The organism is Paenibacillus sp. FSL R7-269 (assembly GCF_000517865.1).
In the GTDB taxonomy this organism is placed as follows: Bacteria; Bacillota; Bacilli; order Paenibacillales; family Paenibacillaceae; genus Paenibacillus_AQ.
This window is the reverse complement of the sequence record NZ_ASPS01000019.1, coordinates 157056-164376: the sequence shown is the minus strand read 5'-3', so window position 1 is coordinate 164376 and position 7321 is coordinate 157056. Positions and strand designations below refer to the sequence as shown.

Genomic DNA, 7321 nt, shown 5'->3' with positions numbered 1-7321 from the left:
GGCTGGTATTCATTTAAATTTCAATTCAGCTCATTAAACCTTTCGAGCATAGTGGCAACCTCCGCTCTGGTTGCAAGACCAGAAGGAGTTATAGTCAAATCCGTGTTGCCCTTCATGATGCCCTTGGACACAGCCCAAGTAATGGACTCTTTGGCATAGCCTGAAATTTGATTGGCATCTTTGAAGCTCAGGCTTGAATTTTTAGCTTGAAGGCCATAACCTTTAACCTTTGCGTACCTATGCAGCATAACAGCAATTTGCTCACGGGTGATCGCATCGTTGGGAGCAAATTTCCCCTTAGCATACCCGTTAACAATGTTCTTTTGATTGGCCCAAATCACCGGCTCTGAATACCAGCGGCCACTTTGCACATCAGAGAATACACTCACAAATGTAACATCCGGTTTATTCTCCATGCGATAGAGTACAGTGGCCAGCATGGCACGGCTCATTTTCCCGGAGGGTGAGAATTCCGTTTCAGTAGTTCCCGTGAACAGTCCCTTGTTGTAAACATATCTTACAGAAGAATAGAACCAATCGTCATGTGCTATATCTGTAAAAGGAGGTTTTTTCGCAAAGGTAACCACCACAAGGGTGTCACGGCTAACCTCTGGAATAGTGTAAATGTCGTGGCCTATCCATTTCTCACCGTTGACAAAGATATATTCGGTTTCATACCCTTCATCGGGAATCATTCGGATGGTGGCAGAGGTTGTGGCGCGAATGGTTTGAACTTCAAAGCCCTCGGCAATTTTGCCGTTTCCGCCTTTCACCGAAGCTTTAACTGAATAGTAAAGATCCACTGCGGTGCTACCGGCTGTGGCATCGCCCTCCGGAGCAGCCCAACGTTTCGGACCGGTAATTTTGGAGTTCTCAAAGTCAGAAACGCCAATGCTAAGCTTTTCAATAGCCTCTGAGATTTCCGAAGCCAGCGCGTCCTTGTTATTAAAAACAGCCTCAGCTTCAGCAATCACAGCTCTCAATGTTTGCGCGGATTTGGTTGGGTACCAATAATCCGGATAATAGATGGTTTTGGGATTATCCGCAATCGTCACTGAAGCAAGCAAAGCTTTTGCAGCAACAATGTTTTCATATAACAGAGATTTTGAGGCATCTTTTACTCCATCGCCCACAATGATTTGCACAGCTTCAACCGGTTCAATATACCGGTGTGTCGCATCTTTGTTTGTTAGAATGAAGCCGCTTGAAGAAATGCTGAACGTGCCGCTGTTTTTAGCTTGAAATACAGCCGTTCCTATATTTTTCAGGATGGAATCCTCTGTTCCCTTGGCGGTCATATCCAGATAGACATAGTTGATGGCACCATCGGAAACTTTCATCGAAATGTCCTTTTCCATCTTCACACCGGTATTTTCCAGTACATAAGAATCAAACTGCAGCTTTCCCTGAAAGCCATATACCGGTGCCCTTCCGGCACCAGTATAGGCAAGACTAAGCTTAACAAGTATTTTTTCTCCGACCTTAAATGATGATTTCGAGGAACCCGAGCTGTCCGTTACGGTGATGCCCACACGATAACTAAGGTCTGCAGCATCATTTGCGCCATAGGCATATGAAGGTATAACAGCCCCTAGAAGCATGATGCACACAATGATTTTTAAGTATTTGATCATCTTTGAAGTGCCTCCATTAGGGTGAGCTGCGCATCTACAATATCAACAATGCCGTCACCGTTGGTATCAGCTCTCATCCAATTTTCTACAGAACTAAAGCCGTTGTAAACATTGTCCAAAATAGCATTCAATGTTGCCGTAACGTCGACTTTATCGATCGCACCGCTACCATCGGTATCTCCTCGCAGAAGAACAGGAGATTTCACCGTTGGTTCAAAACCAAGCTTGGCTGTTAATTGCTCGCCTGTGACAAGCTCCTTTGAAGCGCCAATATAGGCTTTCTTGAGATTGTCATATAACAGAGTTTGTTTGTTGCCTCCAATCACAACCGTTGCCTTGCCCATGTTCATTTCAGTATATATGGTGTACAACGAGAACCCTTGGGTCTGACGAACCTCATAACGGTAACCATAATCTTTTACATGAATTTTGATAACGTCTGACAGTTCTTTATAGACCGTCTTCCCGTTCTGGCCTTCAAAAGCAGACAGTCTATAACTAACCTTGATAGCCGTTTCGCCTGGGGCTAATGCTTCAAGGGTCCCGTCTTGTGACAGTCTGATGATGTTCTGATTATACAGAACGTCCCACACAACGTCTTCTGCCTTTAGAACGGTGCCCTCAACTGTGCGGAGAGCTTTAACAGAAAGTGCCGTTGTTCCGCCTATGCCAAGCTCAATCGAATCAGGCTGATCCTCGGAGCCTTCCAGGTCAGAGATTAGTTTGATGCTTTCATACTCTGACAGAACACGATTCACCAGATACACTGGAACCACCGTTTCGTTACCGGCATCATCAACCGCTGTAAGCATCAGAGTTTCGTTCGGTTCCTCACCTGAGGCCTTGCGATTGACAACGAAGGTTCCGTCAGGACGGATAACAATGCCGTCTGAACTGCCGTCTAACGTTAAGCTTGCGGATGGCTCTGTTAGGCCATGGAAGCTATAGCTGGAGTCCGCACCCACAAAAACAACCTGATTGCTGACGGTGTTATCAACGTTTTCCTTATCCAGGCTGGTTTTAACATCTTCATCAAGGAGTAACACAGGCGCTTTGGTATCAACAGTAAATCCAATGGCACCTGATGAACGGCTGCCTTGGAGGGTGTCACGGTTTTCAGCAACCGCTATAAAGTCAACCAGCTGCTGGCCGTCTTCAAGATTTTCTTCAAATGACCACACCTTCTTAAATTCTAGAGGCGTGTTTTTATCTTCGGTGTTAAGGTTGAAGGTCATTTTCACGGGTCTGTCGAAGGTGTACGTCGCCTTTAATTGGTTAGTGTTTAAGTAATAAAGATCCTTTGATCTGTCAATATTTGTATCAATGCTTACAAGCTGAGGCTTATCCGTTGAAGGCATAACAAAGCTTGGCGATGATGCAAATTCGGTTGAACGGTAATATTCCGCCTGTTTAAGAGCAGACTCCACAATTCTAACCGCCTGCACTTTAACAAAATAAGTCTTGCCTTCCTCTAATAGAGGCCGGTTGGTTTGGCTTTCTAATGGTTTGAGAACGATGTCACTGCCAACTTTAAATTGACCAAAGGAATTCTCGACCTCATCCCCGTCTTCATCTTGGATCGCCACAAGATAATGTGTGGCAGTATCATCGGTTCCCGCTATATCAACCTTCACATAGCCGTCACCGCTGTAGACCGCAGACACAGATTTCGGGTTTTGCGGGAGCAATGGATTGGTAAAAGTGAAGGTTGAAGCAGTGATTTTCTTGCTCATTCCGCCTTGATGGTTCACAAGCATGGCCACCACATGATATTTCCCTTCAGGAAAGGACTCAGGAAGCGTGAATACATGAGAGCCTGATTCAATTTCATCTAACTCCAGGTTGCCAATACTAATTAATGATGAAGTATCTTGAATGTTAGAGGATTCGATGGTTTTCATGACGGACGGGTCCTTCGTGACATAGACATTAAGTGCACCCGAATATTGGCCCTGCTTGTCCGTTGTCCAGGAAACGTTAATATCACGGCTTGTATTTGTGCTAGTAGAAGCACTAACTCCTGTCAGCTCAGGCATATAGTCAACACTGTTTACTGCAAAGTTGTCTATATAGACATCAGGTGTTGAAACTGAAACGGACCAGTTGCCCCCAACAATCAGAGAGGGATCAGTGACTGAAATGTACAAATAATTCGTGCCGTCTAAAGATTGAACAAGATAGTTTCCGTTGCCCTTGTTGTCGTCTTCAATCATGGTCAATCTTTTTCCATTTGGATTGGTGACAATGATTTCAGATGCAGACGGCTGGATTAAACCCCGAAGTGGAATTTCAAAGAGAAGTGCATCCTTTGTTGCCGGGTTAATCTCTTTGGTAACCCCATTCCCGGCCCTTGTCTTAGCGACGGCCTCCGTACTCAGTCTTCTCATATTCGTTCCATAGATCGTGGTGGTTGGCACAAGGTTGCCGCTCTCGTCCAGCGCTTCCGAGTGGACATAGTGAACGGCGTCTCCTCTTGAAGAGAGGTCGATGGACCCGCCAAAGCTTAGGTCACCGTTCCAATAATAGATGAAGCCAAGCTTCACCCCAATGACCTTAAAGTTTGCACCCACAAAGTCCGATGAGACGGCTGCCTCAACGCCTGCGATCTCCTTGCCCCCGAGCAGCGGGATGGAGTCTGGAATGAACAGCCCTGCGTACACATAACCATAGAAATAATCTTCCGTAATTTTAATCGTGATCCCGCCACGAATGGCTCCGGCATGAATACTGATACTGCCGAAGGCATTAAGCTGAAACGGCGAGATCCATTGAACATTCATTCCCGCTTGAATATTAAGCAGCCTTCCCTCTTCGTCTTTCTCCAAGTGGCCGCTGCCTTCTATGGCGAGACCGGATAGCTTCGCATCCAGCTTAAAGTCACCTACAATAATGGCATTAATTAATAGCCTCGTCTGAAGATGGATGGTAAGGGGTGGAAGCTCGCCTGCCGGTTCTCCGGCAACGGTGTCAGCAAGGTTTGAGATTCCTCCGCCAAGGCCTGTGATAAATACATAAGGTGCAACCACAGGAACCTTCATTGTGGATGGCGCTAAAAAGAAGGTGAGCTTGTCCAGCATCATTTTGGGCACGGAGTTAATAGGAACCTTTTTGAGGGCCAATGACCCTTCTACTTCGAGCATGGTAACAGATACACCGGCATCAATACTATAAATATCTTCAATGGTGTTAATGGTTATATCCGCTTTAACACCGGCTTCGTTTCCTACTAACGGGCCTAATATATCTTTGGGCAGAGCTACTGAGAGTGTTGTGTTAATGCCAACAAAACCAATCTCGCTGTCTTTACTTCCATAGAGAACATCTTGAACGTCCGCTGTGAGCGAGCCTTTATAATCATAATGCTCCTCACCCTTGGATGAGTCAGCAGCTTTTAAAGGCATTGAAATTCTACCGCCAAAGCTAATTCCGAAATCATCATCTTCCTGGGTCATAACACCGTACTTAATATTGATCAAAAAACCTGCAATATTTTGCAGCATATAACCGGCATCGCCGAGCTGAAGTTCAAAGGCTTGAGCCCTCTTCTCGGCAACAGCCTCCCGGTTCAGCGTATATTTGGTTCCATTGCTGGCTTCAAAATGCCACTTATTATGCCAAATATTAATCGAGTTGATCACTTTGACGGTACCGTCGCCTTCCAGCTTGGCCCCCTTGCTGTCAACGGTCATCTTCAAGGCTTCGGTGCTGTCATAGGTCAAGATGCTGTTGATGGTAATGTCGCCATCGGCCGGGCTGGCAGAGTAATATTTTTCTGTACCCGTATCCATAAGTCTGATTTTTCCGCGAAGGGTCAACAAAATTTCTGTTTCGTCTTCTTTAAAGACTATTCCTTTGTGAAGAATGCCGTCTTTGCTCACGCCGCCGGCTATGAATTTCTTCATTACATCTTCGTTTGTAAAACTAATATAGTCATATAACTGTCTGTGGTTCGCAGCGTCTGTGAACCGGACTAGCGAAACAATGCCGTAGCTTGCACTTTTATCCGCTAAATGATCGGTAACGTCCACTGTAGTGGCTGCTTTAATTTTGGTACCGAAGGCATCGATCAGCTGTTGATTTGTAAATCTGAATTCAATGTCATACTTTCCAACCGCTAACGTCTGATTCGTTGAGAACGCAAGCGTTTGGCCTTCATCAATAAAGCTTATTTTTCTTTTGTCAATCAGAGCAGCCTCACCGCTTGAGGATGAAACAAGGTACAGACTCCATCCGTCACTTCCCGAAAGAGCCCCTGACAACACCTTCATATCGCCAGAAACGGTAAGGTTTTTGTCACCTTCATAATAAACGGCCGCCGGGAAAACATGCTTCATTGAAACCTCCGGGAGCTTTCCTTCCACTGCAGGAATCAAAATGTTTGTGTTGGCACTATAGTCAACCACTTTATTGGTCTTAGCATCAATAATTTCTGTGGCGTTTAGCGAAACGACCAGACGTTTTGATGTGATCATGGACTGTGTCTCTGCAATAATGTCTACATCCGGAATATTAAACACCGTTCCAATGTTAAGACCGCCCGAAATCTTCACTGTGTATTCCCGTGTCTTCGTGGCTGCAAACACAAGCCCCTCTTCGAGGCTAAGCTTCACAATGGGTTCTATAAGTTCCTTTGCTCCTGAGACACTATTGTCGATGGTTACATTTGCTTTAAAAACACCATTGTTTTCATACCCTTTTTTGTCGTTAGCTAAGTATACATTTTCGGTTTGAATCCCTATGGATACATGCTCCTTTTGGGTTTGTTCAGCAAAGCTGCCGATCCCATAGAGCATTTCAGAAATTCTGACTTGACCCGGCTCAATGGCTTTTTCATTCCAATAATAGGCCGTTGCAGTGTCGGGAACTAAGTATTGGTTAGAATAATTAGTAAAGTCCACACTAGGGTTTGGTGTATACTCGTATCTGGTGTTTGCAAGATTAATCCAGTGTCCTACAATCACCTTATCAACATTCACATCCTTGTTGCCGCTCCAGCCGGACAAGAGAGCATAAGCCGTCTTGTTCGAGGCCGACAGAGAATCAACATATCTGATTTGCTGCGGAAGATTGTCACCGCTATATTCGGTTTCAACGATTGTCGGTTGCGACGGGTCAACTAACACATAAGGTGCGTCAATCTCTGAACCCAGCGCGTTGTCCAGCAGAAGCCGAATCCCCACCGTTCCGGCCGTGGCATTATTATTTTTCACATCATATGAAATACCAATGTTACCCGTCCTTGAATTGTTAGGGTCGATTGAAATGGACACCTTTTGTGTAATGGTATAGCCCTTAATGTCCCATGCAATGGTTAAAAGCCTATTTTGCTCAGAAACGACAGGTTCATGAAGCTTGGTATCAATTCCAAACCAGCCATATTCCTGACCGAAAATAAAATCCTTTCCGTCGATACGGACGGTTGTGAAGGATGTTCCGTTGCTCCTAGCCGCATCTTCCTTATACAGAAGCGGAAGGTTGTTATCAAACGCTTTTTGCGGATGACCGTCAATGGTTTCGATGGAGAAGCCGCCCGTTTTTGAATTAATTGAATATTTCATAAATTCGTTCGCAATGGAATAATCCGCATTACTGGCGTCAGCATGAACAGGGAAACTTGCAAACGTGAAAAGCATGGATAGAATCATAGCTGCAGCTATGCTGCGTTTCATTGTTCTATAGAACGTCAT

The 7321-nt window shown here is 45.1% G+C and carries 2 protein-coding genes; both read right to left on the bottom strand.

Annotated elements, in window-relative coordinates; all coding sequences use genetic code 11:
- Positions 1-20 precede the first annotated feature (20 nt).
- Positions 21-1634, bottom strand: coding sequence for an S-layer homology domain-containing protein (locus tag C162_RS09255; RefSeq protein WP_036693735.1), 1614 nt, complete (start codon positions 1632-1634; stop codon positions 21-23).
- Positions 1631-7321 carry a hypothetical protein gene (locus C162_RS09250; RefSeq protein WP_036693733.1) on the bottom strand — a complete coding sequence of 1897 codons (5691 nt, stop codon included), beginning with the start codon at positions 7319-7321 and terminating at the stop codon, positions 1631-1633. Before C162_RS09250 ends, C162_RS09255 begins: the two co-directional genes overlap by 4 nt.

Bases quoted from the DNA above. Each gene is read 5' to 3' on its own strand.
- C162_RS09255 (WP_036693735.1), bottom strand. From the start codon at position 1,634: ATGATCAAATACTTAAAAATCATTGTGTGCATCATGCTTCTAGGGGCT.
- C162_RS09250 (WP_036693733.1), bottom strand. From the start codon at position 7,321: ATGACGTTCTATAGAACAATGAAACGCAGCATAGCTGCAGCTATGATT.